Raw genomic sequence first — 21,353 nt, forward strand, 5'->3', positions numbered from 1 at the left:
GGGTTGCGAATCCGCCGCGCGGCGCCTAAGTCGTCCGTTGAGAGGCTGGCGCGGGCGAGCGCCTCGCCAACCCGGTCAGGTCCGGAAGGAAGCAGCCGTAACGAGTCCCGCTTGGGTCGCGTTCCAGCCTCTCACCTCCCCTCAGGAATGCCTCACGAAGCGTGATGGCTCGGGTTTCGCCGCGAGCGCCCAGCGCATCTGCGCCTCGGTTTCGACCGCGCAGGGCCGCACGGCCCTGAGCCGCGGCAACGCCTCGTCCGGCGCCTCGCCCATCTCGATCATCAGCCTCAGCGCGGCCATGCCCGAACGCCCGCACCCGGCCTTGCAATGCACCAGCACGCGCCCACCGCCCAGGAGCGCGCGCCGCGCAAAACCCGATACCGCGACCCACCTCGTATCAAAGGCGGCATCGGGTGCCTGACCGTCCTCGATCTCGAGCTGGTCCCAGCGCGTGCCCCGCTCCATCATATCGCTTCCGAAACGCTCCGCGCCAGCCATGTATAACTCGAGCCGCGTGACCAGGGACAGAACCAGCGCGGGCCGCCAGTTCTTGACGTGTTCGAGATCGTCCGCGTAGCTGCCGCTCGCACCCGGCATCGGCGCTATGGCGAGGATACCTCCGCCCACGGGAAGGGCATGGATCACGTCCATCCGCGGCCTCCCCTCAAAGCCGACCGGCCGCGGCGGTTTTGAACCGCGTCACGCTGCCGACCGAACGGCGAAATATCTCGATATCGTCGCTGCGCCGCACCCCTCGGAGCTGCATGGCCGTCCCCCCGAACTCAAGCCCGACTGTCATGATACACCGCGACAACCGGAGGGTAAGGCATAATTCGCGCCGCTTGCCATTCAAGCCGCCGCGTTTGCGGGAAAATTCTGCAATCCCGCTAGATTGATGGCGATGACGCCCGATGATGCGACACTCCGCAGCGAAATGATGCGCCTCGCCCGAGCGCGCGGACCCGACAAGAGTTTCTGCCCGTCCGAAGTCGCGCGCAGCCTCGCGGAGGACTGGCGCCCACTTATGCCAAGAATCCGCGCCCTCGCGACCGGGCTACCGCTCGCGGCGACGCAAAAGGGACGCCCGGTCGACCCCGCAGAAGCGAAAGGCCCCATCCGCTTGTCGCTCGGGAAGGACGCCTAGCGACACGTCCCCTCTTTGGATTGGCCCAAATACCCGCGGGGAGCGCGAGGGGCTGGCCCCTCGCTCCCGCCTTCAGGGCCTGCGCGGATCGCGGGGATAGGTGCCGAGGATCGTCATGCTTTCGGTGAAGTAATCGAGCTCGTCGAGCGCGCGGGCGACAGCGGGATCCTCGGGATGGCCCTCGATATCGGCGTAGAACTGGCTCGCCTCGAAGGAGCCGCCGATGAGGTAGCTCTCGAGCTTGGTCATGTTCACGCCGTTGGTCGCGAAGCCCCCCATCGCCTTGTAGAGCGCGGCGGGAATGTTCCGCGTCTGGAAAACGAGCGTCGTGAGCATCCCGTGATCGCCGCGGCGGCTGTCATCGGCCTCGGGCGACATCACGAGGAAGCGCGTGGTATTGTTGCCCTCGTCCTCGATATGGCGTGCGAGCACGTCGAGCCCGTAGATCTCGGCCGCAAGCTCGGCAGCGAGCGCACCACGATGCGCGATTCCGCCCTCGGACACAGCCCGCGCCGACCCTGCGGTGTCCGCCCCGGTGATCCGGTGGATGCCATGCTCCTTCAGGAACCGCCGGCACTGGCCCAGCAGAACGGTGTGGCTTTGCGCCTCGGTGATCTCTTCGAGCGTCGTGCCCGGCAGCGCCAGAAGGTTGATGTGCACCCGCACGAACGCCTCGTCGATGATCCTCAGACCCGATTGCGGCAGCAGCGAATGAATATCGGCGACGCGCCCGTAGGTCGAGTTCTCGACCGGCAGCATCGCCAAGTCCGCGGCACCGGTCTTCACGGCCTCCACGGCGTCCTCGAACGTCCGGCATGGCAGCGCTTCGTGATCGGGCCGAGCGTGCCGGCAGGCCTCGTGACTGTAGGCTCCAGGCTCTCCCTGGAACGCGATGCGTTTCGTCTCGGTCATGAGCGGTCTCTGCAACTCTTGCGGCTTGGGCGTTTGGTCGCGGTCAGTATACCTTGCCTCTCGGAATGGGAACCAATAGATAGCGGCGCAAATCTTCAGGTACGACGGACACGCACCCCATGTTTGACACGATGACCTTCACCAAAATCATTGGTGGCTTCTGCGGCGCATTTCTTGTGTTCCTTCTCGGCGGCTGGGCGGCCGAGACGGTCTATCACGTCGGCGGAAGCCACGGCGGCGAACATGCGGAAGGCGAGGAAGAGGTCGCACGCGGCTTCCCGATCGAGGTCGCCGAAGAAGGCGGTGAGGCCGAAGAGGAAGAAGAAGTCGATTTCGCCACCTTGATGGAAAACGCCGATGCCGGCGCGGGCGAGCGGGTCTTCAGCGCATGCCGCGCCTGCCACCAGCTCGAGGAGGGCGCGAACGCTGTCGGTCCCTACCTCTACGGCGTCGTCGGCCGCGACATCGGCACCGCTGACGGCTATGGCAGCTATTCCGGCGCGCTCTCCGAAGCGGGCGACGTCTGGACTCCCGAGAACCTCAACGCCTTCCTCGAGAACCCGCGTGGCTGGGCGCCCGGCACCTCGATGTCCTATAACGGCCTGTCCGACCCCGAGGATCGCGCGAACCTGATCGCCTATCTCGATCAAACCGACGACTGATCCCGGATCACGCTAGTCCCTAAGGGCGTGCGGCAATGCCGCGCGCCCTTTTTCGTTCAGGAACGCAGCGGGATGCATCGCGTTTTTCGGGCATGAGCGGTGGACGCGTTTCCTTTTTCACTTCCCTGTCCGCCGCCGGCTTCGCCGCGACGGCGATCAGCTACGGCCCCGCGCGCATGGGTTTTGGGCTTTTCGCCTTCGAGTTTCGTGACGCCTTCGACCTCTCGACATCGCAGATCGGCCTGATTTCGAGCCTCGGCTTTCTCGGCTTCTTCCTTGGCCTTCTTGCCGCGCAAGAGACGCTGACGCGGTTCGGGCCGAAGACACCGATCCTCACGGGGCTATTCGCCGCCACACTGGGGCTCGGCATCGCGGCGCTGGCCACGGGCCTGTGGGTCCTCTGTCTCGGCATCTTCCTTGCGATGTCGAGCGCGGGCTTTGCCTGGACACCGTTCAACGATGCGGTTCACCGCAAGGTCATCGACCCGTGGCGCCCAACCTCGCTGTCGGCGATCAGCTCCGGCACCGCGGCGGGTATCGCCGGTGCAGGACTTGCCGCCTTCGTAATGGTGGCGACGGATTTTTCCTGGCGGATCGCCTGGGGAATCTTCGCCGCAGCCAGCGCTCTGGCCCTTGTGGGAAACTGGGCCGCGATGCGCGACATGGATCGCGACCCCGATAGCGAGCGCGGCCGCAACTGGCGACTGATGCTGCATGTCGCCGCGATCCCTCTCTTTGTCGTGGGATTTGTCTACGGGACGACCTCGTCGATCTTCATCTCGTTCGCGGCGGACCGGATGGTCGAGCAAAGCTCTCTCAACTCCGTTCCCAAACGTGCCATCCCGGCCCTTGTTTACATCGTGCTGGGTATCTTCGGGCTTGCAGGACTTGCGACGCAGAGCCTCAAGCAAGCCATCGGCCTGCCCTTGCTCCTGCGCCTCGTGCTGGGCACCGGCGCGGCATCCCTCGCTTTCGTTGCTCTGCTCCCTCAAAGCTGGGCCGGGATCGTCGCCGCGGCGGGCCTCCAGGGCCTGCACATCATGATGACGAGCGCGATCCTGGCCTTCTGGTCGGACCGGTTGTTCCCCACGGTTCCCTCGCTCAGCTTCACCGCAGCGCTGCTCGCGACGGCGGCCGGGAGCATTCTGGGTCCGGCGCTGGCAGGTCTGGCCTCGGGCGCGGTCGGCCCGGTCGTGATGTTCCTTGGAGCGGCGCTTCTGCCCGCCGCGACCGCCCTTTTGATCCCCTCCGCCTATGCCAGCGAGATTATTCCCGCGGCAAGTGGCGAGACAACTCCATGATGGGGCGCGTGCAGGATTCGTGCTCTCCGGCCAGGCGAGACGCTTTCTCACAGCCTGATTACAGGCACTTCACGCAATAGAAACTTGAACATCGCCGGATCCCGCTCTTAGCCTATGTCTCAACTCAAAGACAGGGAGGAGCCGATGGCGCTGATCCGCCGTGCTCAGGACGACAAGTCGAGATCCGACGCCAAGGTTCGCCGGGAGGACCGCGACAGACCGCTCCGCCTGTGGCTCGCGGGCGCGCTTGTCACGGGACTGGCCCTCGCGGCGACCTTCGCCTCGGCGCAGGACACCGGCGAAGAGACGATCACCGCGCATGGCGTCTCCTCCTTCGGGGAGCTGAAATACGGCCCCGACTTCGAACATTTCGACTACGTGAACCCGGACGCCCCCAAGGGCGGGGAGTTCTCGACCTGGGCTTTCGGCACGTTCGACAGCCTCACGCCCTACACCCTGCGCGGCAATCCCGCCGCGCTGTCCACGGTGTTCTACGACAGCCTGATGACCGGCAATCTCGATGAGCCGGACGCGATGTACGGGCTCGTCGCCGAAAGCGTCGAGTATCCCGAAAACCGCGAATGGGCGATCTTCAACATGCGTCCCGAGGCGACGTTCCGGGACGGCACGCCGGTCACTGCCTCCGATGTGGTCTTTTCCTACAACATCCTCGTGACCGAGGGACGTCCATCCTATCGCGTCTCGCTCAAGGACTTTGAATCCGTCGAAGCCTTGGACGACCATCGCGTGAAGTTCACCTTCAACCCAGACGGTCCGCTGCGCGAGCTTCTGATGACCGCCGCCGGTCTGCCGATCCTCTCCGAGGCCTATTACGCGGATCGCGACTTCGCGGAATCGAGCCTCGAGCCGCCTATGGGGTCGGGGCAGTATGATCTCGAAAGCGTGGATGCAGGCCGGTCTGTCACCTATGTCCGCCGAGACGATTACTGGGGCAAGGATCTGCCGGTGAATGTCGGACAGAACAATTTCGACCGCATCACCATCGAATACTTCGCCGATTACACGACCGCTTTCGAAGCGTTCAAGGGCGGGGCGTACCTGTTCCGGCAGGAATACCAGTCTCGGATCTGGGCGACCTCCTACAACTTCCCGGCGGTCGAAAACGGCTGGGTCGAAGTCGAGGTGCTGCCAGACGGACGTCCCTCGGGCACGCAGGGGTTCTGGTTCAACCTGCGCCGAGACAAGTTCCAGGATCCGCGCGTGCGCGAAGCGATCGGCATGGCCTTCAACTTCCAGTGGTCGAACGAGTCCCTCTTCTACGGGCTCTATAACCGCACGGACAGTTTCTTCGAGAACTCCGATACGCTTCAGGCAGAGGGCATGCCGTCCGAGGCCGAGCTTGAACTGCTCGAGCCCTATCGCGACCAGCTACCGGACTCCGTCTTCACCGAAGAGGCCTTCAGCCCGGCGGAATCCTCGTCCACCGAACTCGCAGACCGCCGTGCGCTACGCGAGGCCGGACGGCTTCTCAACGAGGCCGGCTGGGAAGTGGGCGACGATGGCTTCCGCTACAAGGACGGAGAGCGGTTCACCATCTCTGTCCTGAACGACAGCCCCTCCTTCGATCGGATCATCAACCCCTATATCGAGAATCTGAACCGGCTTGGCATCCAAGCGGACGCGACCCGTGTCGATGCCGCTGAATCGCTCGAGCGCGAAAAGCGGTTCGATTACGATATCACCACGCGGCGCTATGCGATGTCCTCGACGCCGGGCGACGAGCTGCGCGGCGTGTTCGGCTCGGACAATGCCGATGTCGAAGGCTCGAACAATGTCGCGGGCCTTGCGAACGAGGCCGTCGACGGCCTCATCCAGCGCATCGCCACTGCAGAAAGCCGCGAGGAGCTCGAAGTGGCGACCCGCGCGCTCGACCGCGTGCTCCGCGCGCTGCACATCTGGGTGCCGCAATGGTATAGCGGCGTGCACAACATCGCGTATTTCGACGTGTTCGAGCGCCCCTACGAGGACACGCCGCCGCGCTTCGGCATTGGCGAGATATCGATCTGGTGGTACTCGGAGGAAAAGGCCGAGGCGCTGCGCGAGGCGGGCGCTCTCTGAGCGATAACAACACCGGACCGGAGCAGTCATGGGCGCCTACATCCTTCGACGCCTGCTTTTGATCATCCCGACGCTACTCGGGATCATGATCATCAATTTCGCGCTCGTTCAGTTCGTGCCCGGCGGGCCCATCGAACAGGTGATCGCACGTGTGCAGGGCGATGGCGACGTCTTCCAGGGCTTTGCCGGCGGCGGCGATGCGGGCGGCGGAGGCGGCGGCAGTGAGGATTACGCCGGTGCGCGCGGCCTGCCGGCCGATTTCATCGAAGAGCTCGAGCGTGAATTCGGCTTCGACAAGCCGCCGCTGGAACGCTTCTTCTCGATGCTCTGGGACTACATGCGGCTCGACTTCGGCGAGAGCTACTTCCGCTCGATCTCGGTGATCGACCTCATACTCGAAAAGATGCCGGTCTCGATCTCGCTGGGGCTATGGTCGACGCTGATCGCGTATGTTGTCTCGATCCCGCTCGGCATCCGCAAGGCGGTGAAAGACGGCACGAGCTTCGACACCTGGACCTCGGCGGCGATCATCGTGGCCTATGCGATTCCCGGCTTTCTCTTTGCGATTCTCCTGCTCGTTCTCTTCGCCGGCGGGTCCTATTTCCAGATCTTCCCGCTAAGGGGGCTGACCTCGGACAACTGGGACCAGCTCTCGTTGATCGGCAAGATCGCGGATTACTTCTGGCACATCACCCTTCCGGTGCTCGCATCCACTATCGCCGCATTTGCAACGCTGACGCTTCTGACCAAGAATTCCTTCCTCGACGAGATCAAGAAGCAATACGTGATGACGGCGCGCGCCAAGGGCCTCGAGGAACGGCGCGTTCTTTACGGCCACGTCTTCCGCAACGCGATGCTGATCGTGATCGCGGGCTTCCCGGCGGTCTTCATCGGCGTCTTCTTCTCGGGCAGCATCATCATCGAGACGATCTTTTCCCTCGACGGGCTGGGGCGGCTCGGCTTCGAAGCGGCAGTCGCGCGAGACTACCCGGTGATCTTCGGCACGCTCTTCATCTTCGGCCTCATCGCGCTGGTAGTGAACATCCTGTCGGACCTGATGTATGTCCTTGTCGATCCGCGCATCGACTTCGAGAAGCGGGAGGGCTGAGATGTCGCAGATGCCCGATCCCCACAAGACCGAGCCCGGCGTGAGCACGGCTGCGCCCGAGCCGATGCCCGGACAGACCGTCGCGCCGCAGCCGCCCAAGGGCCGCTTCGCGCTCTCCCCGCTCAATCAGCGCCGCTGGCGGAATTTCAAGAAGAACCGCCGCGCCTTCTGGTCGCTCTGGATCTTTCTGGTCCTCTTCGGGCTGTCGCTGTTCGCCGAGTTTCTCGCAAACGACAAACCGATCCTCGTGAGCTATCGCGGCGAGATCCGTATGCCGATCTTCTCCTTCTATGCCGAGACGGATTTCGGCGGCGATTTCCGCACCGAGGCGGCCTATCGCGACCCAGAGGTGCGCTGCCTCATCGCGACGGGCGGGCTGGTCGACTGTTTCGATGATCCGGACGGCTTTATCGAAGCCGCCGAAGCCGGCACGATCGAAGACCCGGACTTTCAGAAAGGCTGGATGCTCTGGCCGCCGATCCCTTACAGCTACGACACGCCCGTGGACCGGCCCGGCGCGGCGCCGCTGCCGCCCAACGCGGAAAATTGGCTGGGAACCGACGACACCAAGCGGGACGTCGCAGCGCGGGTGATCCACGGCTTCCGGCTGTCGATCCTCTTCACGCTCATCGTCACCACCGCATCGTCCCTCATCGGCATCGTCGCCGGTGCGGTGCAGGGATATTTCGGCGGCTGGACGGACCTGATCTTCCAGCGGATCATCGAGATCTGGGCGTCGACCCCGTCGCTTTACATCATCATCATCCTTTTCGCGATCCTGGGGCGAAGTTTCTGGCTTCTGGTCATATTGACCGTCCTGTTCGGATGGATCGCGCTCGTCGGCGTGGTGCGCGCCGAGTTCCTGCGCGCCCGCAACCTCGAATACGTGCGCGCGGCAAAGGCGCTCGGGGTGTCGAACGGCAAGATCATGTTCCGCCACATGCTGCCGAACGCGATGGTGGCGACGGTCACGATGCTGCCCTTCATCGTCACCGGCACGATCTCGACGCTGGCGGGCCTCGACTTCCTGGGCTTTGGCCTGCCCTCCTCCGCGCCCTCCCTCGGTGAGTTGACATTGCAGGCCAAGCAGAACCTTCAAGCGCCATGGCTCGGCTTCACGGCCTTCACCGTCTTCGCGGTGATGCTCTCGCTCCTCGTCTTCATCTTCGAAGGGGTGCGGGACGCGTTCGACCCCAGAAAGACCTTTTCATGAGCCGCCTTCTCGATGTGACCGATCTGCGGGTGAGTTTCACGCAGGATGGCGTGACTATACCAGCTGTGCGGGGCGTGTCGTTTCACATTGCGCCGGGCGAGACGGTCGCGCTCGTGGGCGAGTCCGGGTCAGGCAAGTCGGTCACGGCGCTTTCCACGGTTTCGCTCCTCGGCCCCTCGGCGCATGTCGAGGGCTCGGCAGTCTATGACGGGCAGGAAATGGTCGGCGCGGAAGACAAACTCTTGCGAAAGGTTCGGGGGAACGACATCTCCTTCATCTTCCAGGAGCCGATGACCTCGCTCAACCCGCTGCACACATTGGAAAAGCAGCTCTCCGAAAGCCTTGCGATCCATCAGGGACTGGTGGGCGATGCGGCCCGCAAGCGCATTATCGACCTTCTGACCCGTGTCGGCATCCGCGAGCCGGAAAGCCGCCTTGGCGCCTATCCGCACCAGCTATCGGGCGGGCAGCGCCAGCGCGTGATGATCGCGATGGCGCTTCTGAACGGTCCGGAACTTCTGATCGCTGACGAGCCGACCACCGCGCTCGATGTCACGATCCAGGCCCAGATCCTCGAGTTGCTGGCCGAGATCCAGCGCGACGAGAACATGAGCCTCCTGTTCATCACCCACGACCTTGGCATCGTCCGTCGCATCGCCGACCGCGTCTGCGTGATGAAGAACGGCGAGATCGTGGAGAGCGGCCCCACGAAGGAGATCTTCGACGCCCCCTCGCATCCCTACACGCAGATGCTTCTGTCGGCGGAATCCACGGGCACGCCCGACCCGGTCAAGGATGGCGCGGAAGAGGTCGCGCGGACGGACAACCTCAAGATCTGGTTCCCGATCCAGCAAGGCCTTCTGAAGCGCACGGTTGGGCACGTGAAGGCGGTCAACGACGCCACGATCAGCGTGCGGGCCGGCGAGACCGTTGGCATCGTCGGGGAATCCGGCTCGGGCAAGACGACGCTCGCGCTCGCGATCATGCGGCTCATCCAGTCCGAAGGCGGGATCACCTTTCGCGGCCGCGACGTACGAAGCTGGAAGACGAAGGAGCTGCGTCGCCTGCGCTCCGAGATGCAGATCGTGTTCCAGGATCCCTATGGCTCGCTCAGCCCGCGGATGACATGCGAGCAGATCATCGCCGAAGGTCTTGGCGTGCACGGCTCCCCGGACGGGCGCCCGCACCGCGAGCTGGTGGAGGAAGTGATGCGGGAAGTGGGGCTCGATCCCGCCACGATGCATCGTTACCCGCACGAATTTTCCGGCGGTCAGCGCCAGCGCATCGCCATCGCACGCGCAATGGTTCTGCGTCCGCGTCTCGTCGTGCTGGACGAGCCGACCTCGGCGCTCGATATGACGGTGCAGGTGCAGATCGTGGATCTCTTGCGCGAGCTTCAGCGCAAATACGACCTCGCCTATCTCTTCATCAGCCACGACCTGAAGGTCGTGCGGGCGATGTCACACAAGGTCATCGTGATGAAGCAGGGCGACGTGGTCGAATACGGGGCCACGGAAGACATCTTCGAGGCCCCGCAAACCGAGTATACCCGGACGTTGATTTCGGCCGCTTTCGACCCGATCGGATAGCGCATCGCGCTCAGGGGTCATCGCGACCCTTTATCTTCGTGCCAAGGCCGGTCGGGACGTCCTTCGGACCAGAGTGACGGCGGCAGGTAGGCATTGATCTGCTGCACCGTCGGCAGGCGGTTCCAGAGGCTTTGACCGGTTTTGCGGATGTGGTTCAGGCTCATTTGCTGACCTCCTTTGGAGCACGGAAGCGGATCCGCTCCTGCGTGGGGGTTTCGATGCGGCGCTCCCAAGGCGTGAAGTCGCTCTTGTGATTGCCGGCTGCCGTCATCAGGCTTTTTGCAAGAATATCCAACATTGATACGCATCCTTTCCTTCGCTGCGTACCTTCCATATCGTGCTTTCAATGCCGGAACGCCAATCAGGAATTCTCACTACATGTAAGCTGGGGTGACATATGGAATGGAATGGCCTGCCGCCGCTCTCTGCCTTGCGCGCCTTTTCGGCCTATACCGAGACTGGCTCTGTCACCGAGGCGGGGAGGCGGCTCAATGTCAGCCACGCGGCGATCAGCCAGCAGTTGCGCGCACTCGAGACGCATCTCGGCCTCAAGCTTCTGGATCGCAGCGGGCGCTCACTGTCTCTGACCTATGAGGGGCACGAGCTGGCGGGTGCGCTGTCCGAGGGGTTTGGCCTTATCGCCCGGACGATCGAGGCGCTGACCGGGGCGGATGCCGCGCGGCCTTTGCAGGTCACCACGTCACCGACCTTCGCCGCCAATTGGCTGATGCCGCGCCTTGCGGGGTTCGCGGGAGAGCACCCGGACGTCGAGGTCATGATCGCGCCGACGCCGCATCTCGTGCCGCTCGAACCCGGCGGCACCGACATCGCGATCCGGTATGGCGACGGGAATTGGCCAGGCATGGACAGCACCGAGCTCATGCGCTCGCCCATCAACATCGTCGCCGCACCGAGCCTCGTCGGCGATGGCCCGATCCCGGACCTCAAGGAGCTTGCCGGCTTGCCCTGGCTGCAGGAGCTCGGGACGACCGAAGCAACCGAGTGGCTCAAGAGCCGCGGCCTCGAGGACGCGCGGATCCGGGGCATCCACGTGCCGGGCAACCTCATGCTCGACGGGGCGCGGAACGGTCAGGGCATCGCGGTCTCGACGCGCGTCGCGGTAGAGGAAGACCTGCGCGCCGGTCGTCTCCGGCTGCTCTTCGAGGAGCGCCGCGACGCCGGTTATCACGCCGTCACCCTGCCCGGTGCCAAGCGCCCGCCGGTCAAGGACTTCCTGCGATGGGTGATCCGCGAGGCGAAACGGGATCAGCGCACATGAAAACGCCGGGGGATGTGATCCCCCGGCGCTCTCGTTGCCTTACGAGCTGTCCCTCGTTCTTTTCTTGTCAGCTCGGGCCGATGGCCGTGCATTCGATCTGCCGCGCCGCAAGACGCTGACAGGCGAGTTGCGCCGTGTCCTGGGAAAGCCCCATGAAATTCGCGTCGAATCCGTTGCCGCGATTGACCACCTTGCGGAGCGATCCGCCAAGCGTCCCGGTCTCCTGCAGCGCGGTCTTCAGAAGGATGCGCTCTGCCGAGTACCGGCTCGGATAGGTCCCGATATTGATGCCCCAATGCCGCCCACCGGAGGTGGAGATACGGCTGACGACTTCACGCTCGGGTGCGGGGGCGGCCGTCGCGGCCTCGGCCATCGCGGTCTCCCCGCCAAGAGAGGCCAAGACGACGCCTTCGGGCCGCGATTTCGGCGCGAGCGATGCTGCAGGCGCGCCCTCGCTCGCCGCGGCAACCGCCGCCACGATCTCGTCGGTATTGAGCGAGGCAACCTCGGGCATCTTCGCGATCTCGTCCTGGCTGGGCGCGCTGTCGGTCGCGGCGGCCTCGGCGATGGCAAGCGCCTGAGCTTCCTCGACCACGGCCTGGATATCCGCACCGACCTCGGCGACGAGAAGCGGCGCAGGCTCGGAGCCCGGACGCAGCGCGGGCCGCAAGGAACGTGTCACGGCAGCCGATGCCACACGGATCGACTTCGCGCGGTGGCCCGTCGACGGATCGGCATCCTTGGCAATCTGAATATCGCCCATCTTGCCCATGTAAGCGGGTCGCTTGGGAGCGTTGAAAGCCACCCGCGTCGGCGCTTTGGAGAAGCCCAGATCGAGCAGCTTTTCCACCTGCGCGTTCCGCGTCGCGGTGGAGCGGCCGCCAAAGACCGTGGCGATCACCCGCTCGCCGCCGCGCTCGGCAGAGGCAACGAGGTTGAAGCCTGCCGCGCGGGTATAACCGGTCTTGATGCCGTCCGCACCGGAGTAGCTTTGCAGGAGCCGGCGGTTGGTGTGGGAGACCGTGTGCATTCCTGCATCCGCCGTGATGCGGCTGAAGAGATTGTAGTATTCGGGATAATCGTAAAGCACGTGTCGTCCGAGGATCGTCATGTCCCGCGCGGTCGAGAGGTGCCCGCTTTCGGTGAGCCCATGCGCGTTCTTGAAGTTGGTGCGCGTCATGCCCATCGCCTTGGCGGTGCGGTTCATGCGCCGGGCAAAGGCCGCTTCCGACCCTTCGATCGCCTCACCGATCGCGGTCGCGGCATCGTTGGCCGATTTCACCGCCGCCGCGCGGACGAGGTAGCGCAGCGCGATCTTCTGGCCTGAGCGCAGCCCAAGCTTGGACGGCGGCTCAGCCGCGGCGTTGCGGGTGATGGTCACCTCGGTGTCCATCGACAATTCGCCGTTCTTCACCGCCTCGAAGGCAATGTAGAGGGTCATCATCTTCGTCAGGGACGCCGGATGAAGCTGGGTGTCGGCATTCTCGCTGTAATAGACCTCGCCCGTCCGCGCATCCATCACCATCCCCGCATAGGGGGCGGCCATGGCGCTCAGCGGAAGGAGCACGAGGAACCAGAATGCGGTGAAAAAATACAGGCCTGGATGGCCCGCCTGCCTGCGCGGTACCTTCACGATTCTCGCCTTCTCTGCCTCTCAACCCCCGGTGTTCCGGTTGGGCCTTGTTGTATGGCTATTTGCCTTGATTGCAGAAAAGGTAGCACACGAAGGGTGCCGCGCAAAGCCTTCATATCAGGCATTTTTTCAACGCCGTGGCTCACGCGTCGCGCTACATCTAGACGCAGGCAAGCGCCGCTCCACAACTGGCTGCGATTGTGGCGCAAATAAGGCGGGATCACGGCAGCGGTATGGCGACTCTCAGCCGATGGTTTCCACGAGCTGCGGCAGCTCTCCAAGATCTGCGATGTGTCGGTAGCGCGCGGAACCGGGTGTCTCCGCTTTCTCGAAATCCCATTCGAGTTCATGCGGAACGAAGACGCCCCAGCCGCCCGCCTCGATGGCCGGCACGACATCGGATTTCATCGAATTGCCCACCATCATCGCCCCGGCCGCACCGCCCGGCACGTGCTCGAAGATGCGAGCGTAGACCGGCCAGGTCTTGTCCGACACGACCTCGACCCCGTCGAAGAAATCCCCAAGACCCGACTGCGCGAGCTTTCGTTCCTGGTGCAGAAGATCGCCTTTCGTCACCAGCATGAGATAGTGACTCTCCGCGAGCGCCTCGATCGTCTCGCGGGCATGGGGCAGAAGCTCGACCGGATGGGTCAGCATCTCTCGGCCGGCATCCAGCAACTCGCGAATGACATGGCCGGGTGCGCGGTGCTCCGTAACATCGAGCGCGGTTTCGATCATCGACAGGGTGAACCCCTTCACCCCAAAACCGTAGCGCCCGAGATTGCGCCGCTCGGCCTCCATCAGCCGCTGGCCCAGGTCTTCGGGATCGGCGTAGTCGCCCAAGAGTTCTGCGAACCGCTGCTGAGTGAGCTTGAAGAACCGCTCGTTGTGCCAGAGGGTGTCGTCCGCATCGAAAGCCAGCGTCCTGAGATTTCGCATCGGATCGATTTCCACCTTGTCTTGGGACTTTTTTTAACGCGGACGTGGGTTATATACTGCCGGAGCAGGCCCGAGCAAAGCAGACAGAATTTCCTTCGTATGACCGATTTGCCCCAAAGCGACACGCCCCTCCTCCAGGCGGCCCGTCCGCCCGGCGACGGCGATGATGACGGCGACGCGGGCGTCGTTGTCGAAACGAAGACCAAGACGAAGCGTCCGCCGCTCTACAAGGTTCTTCTTCTGAATGACGATTACACGCCGATGGAATTCGTCGTGCATGTGCTCGAGCGGTTCTTCGGAATGAACCACGCCCAAGCCTTCGAGATCATGCTGACCGTGCACAAGAAGGGCGTCGCCGTGGTCGGCGTCTTCAGCCACGAGATCGCGGAGACGAAGGTCGGCCAGGTCATGGATTTCGCGCGCCGCCATCAGCACCCGCTGCAATGCACCATGGAGAAAGAGTGACCGCGCTCCGCCCGGTCGCCGCACGATGAGCGCCTCCCGCCTCTCTCACGCCCTGTCATCTGGCGGCATCGCCTTGCCCAGGGAAGGACGCATCGCGCTCTTCAATCCACGGGCCGAAACCGATCTTGCCGCCCTGCCGCAGGATCGCCTCTTTGCCATTCAGCGCCATTACCCCGACCACGCCGCCCTGTCGCGCCGGGGCATGGCAACGGCAACCGAGCCCGAGGGCCGCTTCGCCGCCGCCATCGTTTTCCTGCCGCGCGCCCGCGCCGAAGGCGAGGCGCTGATTGCCGAAGCCGTAGCGGCAACGGATGGGCCAGTGATCGTCGATGGGCAAAAGACCGATGGCGTTGATGCGATGCTGAAGGCGCTCCGCAAGCGCGGCAGTGTTTCGGATGCCATCGCGAAGGCGCATGGCAAGTGTTTCCAGATCGCACCCGGAAGCGACCTGACCGACTGGGTCGCACCGGCACCGACGCGCACCAAGGATGGTTTTCTGACGGCACCGGGCGTCTTCTCTGCCGATGGCGCGGATCCCGCCTCGCGGCTTCTGACGCAGCACCTGCCGACATCGCTCTCGGGCCGCGCGGCGGATTTCGGCGCGGGCTGGGGCTATCTCTCGGCCGAACTCGCCCGCCGCGATGGCATCACCGAGCTTCATCTCGTGGAGGCGGACCATACCGCCATTTCCTGCGCGCAAGGCAATGTCACCTCGCCGGTGGCACAGTTTCACTGGAACGACGCCACCACCTGGACCGCACCGAGCGCGCTCGATGTGATCGTGATGAACCCGCCCTTCCATAAGGGCCGCGCCGCCGATCCGGCCCTGGGCCAGGCCTTCATCGCCAATGCCGCGCGCAATCTCGCCCCGACGGGCCGGCTATACCTCGTCGCGAACCGGCAATTGCCCTACGAGGCGACGCTCGAAGACGCCTTCGCCGATGTCGACACGCTGGGCGCGGATCCCCGCTTCAAGATTTTCGTTGCGCAACGTCCGACTCGCCCGCGGCGCTGAATCAGGCTAGGGCCACCTCCACCTATTCCGAAGAGGCCAGAGAATGAGCTTTTCGATCGAAGGCAAGACGGCCATCGTGACCGGCGCCGCGAACGGCATCGGCCTCGCCATCGCGCGGCATTTCGCGTCCAAGGGTGCGAACGTGATGTTCGCCGACATGGACGAGGCACGGCTTGCCAAGGAATGCGGCGAGCGCGACGAGACCGACAACATGCGCTATTTCGCGGGCGATCTGCGCGAGAAACTGACGCTGGCCAACCTTCTGTCGGCAACGCTCGATGCGTTCGACCGGGTCGATATCCTCGTCAACGGCTCGCGCCAGGTGATCGAGACCGATCCGTTCTCGATGGATGACGACAGCGTCGAGATGATGCTCCAGCAGAACCTGATGACCGCGATGCGCCTGTCGCAACTCGTGGCCCGTCGCATGATCAAGCAGGGCGAGAACCAGGAAGACGGCCAAATCGGTGCGATCGTGAACCTGTCATCCATTGCCGCACGGCGCACCCATCCGCAGCTCATGGGGTATTCGTTGGCTTGTGCGGCGCTCGACCAGATGACCCGATCGATGGCGGTTGCCTATGCCCCCGAACGGATCCGCGTGAACGCGCTGGCCTTCGGCTCTGTGATGTCCTCAAGCCTCAAATCGACCCTGAAGGATCATCGCGACTACCGCAGCGACATCGAGGAGCACACGCCGCTCGGCCGCATCGCCGCGCCCGAGGAGCTGTCCGAAGCGGTGCAGTTCCTCTGCTCGGATTCCGCCAAGTTCCTAACCGGTCAGATCATGACGGTCGATGGCGGTCGCACCCTGCTCGATCCGGTGAACGCCCCCGCGCACTGACCGTTCTGTCTTGCTCCCCGGCCTCGCGCTTGGCATCACGTGGCCAGCACAACGCAGAGGGGACGCAATGACCGAAGAGCTGACATCCGAGCGCGCCCGCGCGGCAGAGTGGTTCCGCACCCTCCGCGACGAGATCGTCGCCGCCTTCGAGGCGCTCGAGGCCAGCCACGATGCGGGGCCTTACGCCGAAGCGATCCCCGGCACGTTCGAAGTCACCGAAACCAAGCGCCGCTCCGATGACGGCTCCGACGCGGGCGGCGGTCTGATGAGCGTCATGCGCGGCGGCCGTGTCTTCGAAAAGGTCGGCGTCAACGTCTCCGAAGTCTACGGCACCCTCGGCGAGCGGGCGCAGGCGGCCATGGCCGCGCGCAAGGGCATCCCCGGCATGACCGAAGATCCGCGCTTCTGGGCCTCGGGCATCAGCCTGGTCGCGCATATGCAGAACCCGCATGCCCCGGCCGTTCACATGAACACCCGCATGTTCTGGACACCGCATGCCTGGTGGTTCGGGGGCGGCTCGGATCTCAATCCCTGCATTGAGTACGACGACGACACCGCGCATTTTCACGCCCAGCAGAAGGCGCATCTCGATCCGCACGGGGCCGAGCATTATCCGCGCCTGAAGGACTGGGCCGATGAGTATTTCTACATCCCCCACCGCAACCGCGCCCGCGGCGTCGGCGGCATCTTCATGGACGATCACTGCACCGGCGACTGGGAGGCGGATTTCGCGCTAACGCAGGATATCGGCCGCGCCTTCCTGCCCGCCTATCTCCCGCTCGTGGAAAAGCGCCGGGCTCAGGAGTTCACCGAGGCCGACCGGGAAACGCAGCTCGTCCATCGCGGGCTCTATGCCGAATACAATCTCGTCTATGACCGCGGCACGAAGTTCGGCCTCGAGACGGGGCACGATGCCAATGCGGTCCTGATGTCCTTGCCGCCTCTGGCCAAGTGGATCTGATCCCCCTCTTTGGATTGGCAAAAATACCGCGGAGAGCGCGAGAGGCAGCGCCTCTCGCAGGGCGCGGGCCTGCCCGCGCCCTTTCTCAGACCTCCCGCCACTCCCCGGGCGCGAGCCCGTCCAGTGTCCAGTCCCCGATGCGCCAGCGCACCAGCCTCAAGCACGGAAGGCCGACCGCCGCGCACATGCGCCGGACCTGACGATTTCTCCCTTCGGTGATGGTGATCTCGAGCCAGGCATCGGGCACCGACTTGCGAAAGCGCACCGGCGGATCGCGCGGCCAGAGATCGGGCGCGCCGATCTCGCGCGCGGCGGCGGGCCGCGTAGGCCCGTCCTTCAGCGCAACGCCTACACGCAGGGCCTCCAGCGCCTCGGCACCGGGCGTGCCCTCGACCTGCACGAGGTAGCTCTTTTCCCGCTTGAATTTCGGGCTCGCGATCCGCGCCTGCAACGCACCGTCATCGGTCAGAACCAGCAGCCCCTCGCTGTCCTTGTCGAGGCGCCCGGCGGGATAGACGCCCGGCAGATCAATGAAATCGGACAGCGTGGCGCGGGGGCTACCCTCGCTGCCTTTGTCGGTGAACTGGGAGAGACAGTTGTAAGGCTTGTTGAACAGCACGACGCGAGGACGCGCGGGGCGGGGCCGCGTGGCTCTGCGGGGTTGCGGGCTCATGGATCGGCGCGCCTCTCTTCGAAGAAAGCGCGGAGGAGCATTTCCGCCTCCGCCGCCCCGATCCCGTCATAGATCTCGGGTCGATGGTGACATTGCGGATGCGAGAAGACCCGTGCCCCATGCGCGGTGCCGCCCGATTTCGGGTCCGCCGCGCCGTAATAAAGGCGCGCGATCCGCATATGGGCAATGGCGCCGGCGCACATCGCACAAGGCTCGAGCGTGACGTAGAGATCGCATCCCGTCAGCCGTTCCGATTCCAGGGTCCGAGCGCCCGCGCGCAAGACCAGCAGTTCCGCATGCGCCGTGGCATCGCCAAGCTCGCGGGTCCGGTTGCCATCCTGCGCGATCACCGCGCCATCCGGGCCGATCAGAGCCGCGCCGACAGGCACTTCGCCCCGCGCCATTGCGGCGCGGGCTTCCTCGAGCGCGATATTCATGTGGCTGCGGAAACTCATGGCTCTGTCCTAGCGCGGCATGCGGGCGATGGACAGGGCGTGCTGGCCGCGCTAAGGCCGCGTCATGACCGAGACACCCCCCGGAGACCGCATCGCCAAGGTGCTTTCGCGCACCGGCATCGCCTCGCGCCGCGAGGCCGAACGTATGATCGCCGAAGGCCGCGTCGCGGTAAACGGCAAGGTGATCGAGCGCGCCGCCTTGAACGTCACGGCCAAGGACCGGATCGAGGTGGACGGCAAACCGCTGCGTGCCGCAGAGGCGCCGCGTCTCTGGCTCTACCACAAGCCCTCGGGCCTCGTGACGACCACCAAGGATGAGCAAGGCCGCACGACGATCTTCGACGAATTGCCCGACGATCTGCCGCGCGTGATGAGCGTGGGACGGCTCGACCTCAATTCCGAGGGCCTGCTTCTGCTGACCAATGACGGCGCGATCAAGCGCCAGCTGGAATTGCCATCGACCGGCTGGCTCCGGCGCTACCGGGTGCGCCTGAATGGCAAGCCGACCGATGCGACCTTCCAGCCCTTGCGCGACGGGCTCGAGGTCGAAGGCACCAGGTTCCAGCCCATGATCGTCACGCTCGATCGCCAGCAAGGGGCCAATGCCTGGGTGACGGTCGGTCTTCGAGAGGGCAAAAACCGCGAAATCCGCCGCGCGATGGAAGATCTTGGCCTGAAAGTGAACCGGTTGATCCGGATTTCCTACGGGCCGTTTCAGCTCGGCCAGATGAAACCGGGGGAAGTCCAAGAAGTCCGCCCCCGCATCATGCGCGATCAGCTTGGACTGGACGAAACGCCCGGCCACGGCGATCCGAAGACGAAACAGGGCCCCGGCAAGCCCCGCGCGACACGGAACCGGCGCACTCGCCCCAAAGGTCGTTAACTACGACTTGTAACGTCGCGAGATTTCCCGCCCTGCGCCGCGTTTTCGCCTGCTTTCGGCAGGAAACCCGAGGGTATGTTGATCACCGTCCTCGCCATCGCGATTTTCGCCCTGTCTTGCTACGTCGTGCTACGCAACGCCCCGATGGTTGCTTCGGACACGGCGCAAACCTTGCGCGCGATGCTCGCCCGTCAATCTGACGGGCACTGGATGCGTCGCGTGGCGCTGACGGCGCTTTATCTTCTGCTTTTCGGCCTTTTCGTCATCCAGGTGCTGCGATGAGCGATATCTCCGACCGTTTCTCGTCGCACTCGGCCAGCTCCAAGGGACAGGGGGAGGCGATGGTTCTCATCCTCGCCGCCTGCCCGCTACTCTTCTGGCTATTTCTGGGCTCGACGCGGGCCGCGATCGCGGCCGTCGTCTATGTTGGGCTTCTGGCGCTCGCCGCTCGGCTCATCGCCAGGGGGCGGCGGCAGGAAGCCAAGTATAAAGCCGCTTCCGTCGCGCGACGGCCACGCGTGCCGCGCAAGCTGATCGGCGAGGCGCTGATCGGGGTGATCGCGCTTCTGCTCGCCGCGCATCAATTCTCGACCTGGACGCCGCCCGCACTCATCGGGACGATCGCCTTTCTTCTCAGCCTCGCAGCCTTCGGTCTCGATCCGTGGCGGGACAAGGGCTTCGACAATCCCGATTACCTGGCCGAGCGCGCGGCGCAAGCGACGCTCGAAATGGCGGATGCGCGCATGACCGCGCTTGTCGGCAGGGTCGCGGCCCTTGGAGAGCACGATCTTGCCCTTCGGACGGAAGCGATCCGCAGCGCGATCCTGCGTATGATCCGCGTCCATGCCCTCCGCCCGCAGGAGTTTTTTGCCCTCAAGAAACCTCTCGAGAAATTCATCGATCTTGCCGAAGGCGAAGTCGATGCGCTCGAGACAGGCTGGAAGACGGATGCACCAGGCGCCGCTCACCGCTACATGACGCGAATCGCCGCGCTCTCGGACGGTTTCGAAACGCGTGCGCGCAAATGGCGAGCCGAGCGGCAATCGGATGCATACGCTCTGGACGCCGATCTGCTGCTCGACCGGATGGAGCAAAACCGCGCTGCCTGAACAAGTTGCGGCATTCCGTCTAGTAAGTGTCATGTCGAATCTCTAAGTTCTGGTGCGTGTCCAAGGCAAAGGGGGCGCGCATGGCAAGCTCTGGCTTTCAGAAAACCGCATTCGTCGTTTTGCTGATCCTTCAGGTCGGCGTCGCCTTCGGCTGGCTCGGGGGGCTTTGATCGAATGGCCGAACGCTTTGGCGGACGCTACAGCCCTGAGGGCAGGCCAGACGGCGGCAAGGCCGCCCCGCCCGCCTACGAGGCCGCGCGGGTCAATCCGGTCGGCGCACGGGCCAACATGATGTTCCTGCCGCCGGTGGCGCTGGCCTTCGCCTCGCTTGGCGCGGGCGCGACCGGACTTGTGACGGGCCTGGCAGGGGCGGGCATCTGGGCGGCAGGCGCAGTCGTGCTGCGCGAGGGCCTGAAGGCCGAGGCCGAGTATCACGCCCGCAAGATCGCACGCCGCCCGGCGCTGCCGCGCAAATACCTCGCGGCAATGCTTGCGGCGATCGGAACGGGTCTTGCTGCCCTGACGCATGGCGGCGGGCTGATCGAAGGGGCGCTCTTTGCGATCGCGGGCGGCGGCCTGCATATCGCAGCGTTCGGCGGCGATCCGATGCGGGCCAAGGGGCTCGAACATGTGGACGCCTTCCAGCAGGACCGCGTCGCCCGCGTCGTCGACGAAGCGGAGGAATATCTCGCCGCGATGGCCGAAGCTGCCCGCCGAGCGGGTGACCGCGGGGTAGAGGCGCGCGTGGAGGGCTTCCAGACCACCGCTCGGAAGCTGATCCGCACCGTTGAGGACGATCCGCGCGATCTGACCGCAGCGCGCAAGTATCTCGGCGTCTACCTCATGGGCGCGCGCGATGCGGCCATGCGCTTCGCCGACATCTACTCGCGCAGCCGCGATGCCAGGGCGAAGTCCGATTTTCTGGCACTTTTGGACGACTTGGAGAGTTCGTTCGGCAAGAAGACCGAAACACTCCTGATCGATGCCAACAGCGATTTGCAAATAGAGATCGACGTGCTGAGAGACCGGCTCAGCCGGGAAGGTGTGGTGCTCGATCGCCAGGCGGATTAAATTTCAAAGAGGGATTAA

24 protein-coding genes and 1 other RNA gene are annotated in these 21,353 nt (G+C 64.5%); 17 read left to right on the forward strand and 8 right to left on the reverse strand.

Annotated features, from left to right (window positions below; genetic code table 11):
* Nucleotides 1-39 precede the first annotated feature (39 nt).
* Nucleotides 40-136, forward strand: an RNA gene (gene ffs, locus BM171_RS00220) — signal recognition particle sRNA small type.
* Nucleotides 137-141: 5 nt separating this feature from the next.
* Here the strand turns inward: ffs and BM171_RS00225 are convergent.
* Nucleotides 142-651: a protein-tyrosine phosphatase family protein gene (locus BM171_RS00225; RefSeq protein WP_093008798.1), complete on the reverse strand. Its 510-nt coding sequence runs from the start codon at nucleotides 649-651 to the stop codon at nucleotides 142-144.
* 250 nt (nucleotides 652-901) lie between these two features.
* On the opposite strand from BM171_RS00225, the gene BM171_RS00230 reads away from it, so the two are divergent.
* On the forward strand, nucleotides 902-1,144 hold the full coding sequence (locus tag BM171_RS00230; protein WP_093009241.1) for a DUF3253 domain-containing protein: 243 nt from the start codon (nucleotides 902-904) through the stop codon (nucleotides 1,142-1,144).
* Between the two features lie 72 nt (nucleotides 1,145-1,216).
* Here the strand turns inward: BM171_RS00230 and BM171_RS00235 are convergent, their stop codons facing one another.
* Nucleotides 1,217-2,056 (reverse strand): prephenate dehydratase, encoded by an 840-nt coding sequence (locus BM171_RS00235; protein WP_093008799.1) that lies wholly within the window; start codon nucleotides 2,054-2,056, stop codon nucleotides 1,217-1,219.
* Nucleotides 2,057-2,175: 119 nt separating this feature from the next.
* Between BM171_RS00235 and BM171_RS00240 the strand changes: the two genes are divergently transcribed.
* The 6 genes from BM171_RS00240 to BM171_RS00265 all read left to right on the forward strand — a co-directional run bounded on the left by BM171_RS00240 (nucleotide 2,176) and on the right by BM171_RS00265 (nucleotide 10,008).
* Nucleotides 2,176-2,718: a c-type cytochrome gene (locus tag BM171_RS00240; protein WP_093008800.1), complete on the forward strand. Its 543-nt coding sequence runs from the start codon at nucleotides 2,176-2,178 to the stop codon at nucleotides 2,716-2,718.
* Between the two features lie 92 nt (nucleotides 2,719-2,810).
* The gene (locus BM171_RS00245) at nucleotides 2,811-4,019 is read left to right on the forward strand and encodes an MFS transporter (protein WP_245760139.1); all 1,209 of its coding nucleotides are present in this window, start codon (nucleotides 2,811-2,813) and stop codon (nucleotides 4,017-4,019) included.
* 144 nt (nucleotides 4,020-4,163) lie between these two features.
* On the forward strand, nucleotides 4,164-6,098 hold the full coding sequence (locus tag BM171_RS00250) for an extracellular solute-binding protein (protein ID WP_093008801.1): 1,935 nt from the start codon (nucleotides 4,164-4,166) through the stop codon (nucleotides 6,096-6,098).
* Nucleotides 6,099-6,126: 28 nt separating this feature from the next.
* Nucleotides 6,127-7,206 carry a microcin C ABC transporter permease YejB gene (locus BM171_RS00255; protein WP_093008802.1) on the forward strand — a complete coding sequence of 360 codons (1,080 nt, stop codon included), beginning with the start codon at nucleotides 6,127-6,129 and terminating at the stop codon, nucleotides 7,204-7,206.
* Nucleotides 7,207-7,270: 64 nt separating this feature from the next.
* The gene (locus BM171_RS00260) at nucleotides 7,271-8,419 is read left to right on the forward strand and encodes an ABC transporter permease (protein ID WP_245760163.1); all 1,149 of its coding nucleotides are present in this window, start codon (nucleotides 7,271-7,273) and stop codon (nucleotides 8,417-8,419) included.
* Nucleotides 8,416-10,008 carry an ABC transporter ATP-binding protein gene (locus BM171_RS00265; RefSeq protein WP_093008804.1) on the forward strand — a complete coding sequence of 531 codons (1,593 nt, stop codon included), beginning with the start codon at nucleotides 8,416-8,418 and terminating at the stop codon, nucleotides 10,006-10,008. The genes BM171_RS00260 and BM171_RS00265 overlap by 4 nt, the downstream gene beginning before the upstream one ends.
* A 17-nt stretch (nucleotides 10,009-10,025) precedes the next feature.
* On the opposite strand, the gene BM171_RS18805 is transcribed toward BM171_RS00265, so the two are convergent.
* Together BM171_RS18805 and BM171_RS18810 are read right to left on the reverse strand one after the other, a co-directional pair.
* A complete protein-coding gene (locus tag BM171_RS18805) occupies nucleotides 10,026-10,172 on the reverse strand; it encodes a hypothetical protein (protein ID WP_172975035.1) in 147 nt (48 codons plus the stop codon).
* A complete protein-coding gene (locus BM171_RS18810; RefSeq protein WP_172975036.1) occupies nucleotides 10,169-10,306 on the reverse strand; it encodes a hypothetical protein in 138 nt (45 codons plus the stop codon). The genes BM171_RS18805 and BM171_RS18810 overlap by 4 nt, the downstream gene beginning before the upstream one ends.
* Before the next feature lie 99 nt (nucleotides 10,307-10,405).
* Here BM171_RS18810 and BM171_RS00270 point away from each other — a divergent pair, with 99 nt between their 5' ends.
* The gene (locus tag BM171_RS00270; RefSeq protein WP_093008805.1) at nucleotides 10,406-11,287 is read left to right on the forward strand and encodes a LysR family transcriptional regulator; all 882 of its coding nucleotides are present in this window, start codon (nucleotides 10,406-10,408) and stop codon (nucleotides 11,285-11,287) included.
* Nucleotides 11,288-11,354: 67 nt separating this feature from the next.
* On the opposite strand, the gene BM171_RS00275 is transcribed toward BM171_RS00270, so the two are convergent.
* Nucleotides 11,355-12,920, reverse strand: a complete 1,566-nt coding sequence (locus BM171_RS00275; protein ID WP_425438925.1) for a D-alanyl-D-alanine carboxypeptidase family protein — start codon at nucleotides 12,918-12,920, stop codon at nucleotides 11,355-11,357.
* Nucleotides 12,921-13,163: 243 nt separating this feature from the next.
* Nucleotides 13,164-13,859, reverse strand: coding sequence for an HAD family hydrolase (locus BM171_RS00280; protein WP_093009244.1), 696 nt, complete (start codon nucleotides 13,857-13,859; stop codon nucleotides 13,164-13,166).
* 99 nt (nucleotides 13,860-13,958) lie between these two features.
* Here BM171_RS00280 and clpS point away from each other — a divergent pair, with 99 nt between their 5' ends.
* The 4 genes from clpS (at nucleotide 13,959) to hemF (ending at nucleotide 17,144) form a co-directional block, all read left to right on the forward strand.
* A complete protein-coding gene (gene clpS, locus BM171_RS00285) occupies nucleotides 13,959-14,324 on the forward strand; it encodes an ATP-dependent Clp protease adapter ClpS (protein WP_093008806.1) in 366 nt (121 codons plus the stop codon).
* A 25-nt stretch (nucleotides 14,325-14,349) separates the two neighbouring features.
* Nucleotides 14,350-15,339: a class I SAM-dependent methyltransferase gene (locus BM171_RS00290; protein ID WP_093008807.1), complete on the forward strand. Its 990-nt coding sequence runs from the start codon at nucleotides 14,350-14,352 to the stop codon at nucleotides 15,337-15,339.
* A gap of 43 nt (nucleotides 15,340-15,382) precedes the next feature.
* Nucleotides 15,383-16,183, forward strand: a complete 801-nt coding sequence (locus tag BM171_RS00295; RefSeq protein ID WP_093008808.1) for an SDR family NAD(P)-dependent oxidoreductase — start codon at nucleotides 15,383-15,385, stop codon at nucleotides 16,181-16,183.
* A 67-nt stretch (nucleotides 16,184-16,250) separates the two neighbouring features.
* Entirely contained in the window at nucleotides 16,251-17,144 is an 894-nt protein-coding gene (gene hemF, locus BM171_RS00300; protein WP_093008809.1) for an oxygen-dependent coproporphyrinogen oxidase, read from the forward strand.
* A gap of 85 nt (nucleotides 17,145-17,229) precedes the next feature.
* On the opposite strand, the gene BM171_RS00305 is transcribed toward hemF, so the two are convergent.
* Together BM171_RS00305 and BM171_RS00310 are read right to left on the reverse strand one after the other, a co-directional pair.
* The gene (locus tag BM171_RS00305; RefSeq protein WP_093008810.1) at nucleotides 17,230-17,817 is read right to left on the reverse strand and encodes a pseudouridine synthase; all 588 of its coding nucleotides are present in this window, start codon (nucleotides 17,815-17,817) and stop codon (nucleotides 17,230-17,232) included.
* The gene (locus BM171_RS00310) at nucleotides 17,814-18,272 is read right to left on the reverse strand and encodes a nucleoside deaminase (RefSeq protein ID WP_093008811.1); all 459 of its coding nucleotides are present in this window, start codon (nucleotides 18,270-18,272) and stop codon (nucleotides 17,814-17,816) included. Before BM171_RS00310 ends, BM171_RS00305 begins: the two co-directional genes overlap by 4 nt.
* A 64-nt stretch (nucleotides 18,273-18,336) precedes the next feature.
* On the opposite strand from BM171_RS00310, the gene BM171_RS00315 reads away from it, so the two are divergent.
* The 4 genes from BM171_RS00315 (at nucleotide 18,337) to BM171_RS00330 (ending at nucleotide 21,335) form a co-directional block, all read left to right on the forward strand.
* Nucleotides 18,337-19,155, forward strand: a complete 819-nt coding sequence (locus BM171_RS00315) for a pseudouridine synthase (RefSeq protein WP_093008812.1) — start codon at nucleotides 18,337-18,339, stop codon at nucleotides 19,153-19,155.
* A gap of 75 nt (nucleotides 19,156-19,230) precedes the next feature.
* On the forward strand, nucleotides 19,231-19,437 hold the full coding sequence (locus BM171_RS00320; protein ID WP_093008813.1) for a hypothetical protein: 207 nt from the start codon (nucleotides 19,231-19,233) through the stop codon (nucleotides 19,435-19,437).
* Complete coding sequence (locus tag BM171_RS00325; protein WP_093008814.1) at nucleotides 19,434-20,264, forward strand: hypothetical protein; 831 nt, start codon at nucleotides 19,434-19,436, stop codon at nucleotides 20,262-20,264. Before BM171_RS00320 ends, BM171_RS00325 begins: the two co-directional genes overlap by 4 nt.
* A gap of 174 nt (nucleotides 20,265-20,438) precedes the next feature.
* Nucleotides 20,439-21,335, forward strand: coding sequence for a 5-bromo-4-chloroindolyl phosphate hydrolysis family protein (locus BM171_RS00330; protein WP_093008815.1), 897 nt, complete (start codon nucleotides 20,439-20,441; stop codon nucleotides 21,333-21,335).
* Nucleotides 21,336-21,353: the final 18 nt, after the last annotated feature.

It is taken from the genome of Roseivivax halotolerans, assembly GCF_900115815.1.
Classification (GTDB): Bacteria; Pseudomonadota; Alphaproteobacteria; order Rhodobacterales; family Rhodobacteraceae; genus Roseivivax; species Roseivivax halotolerans.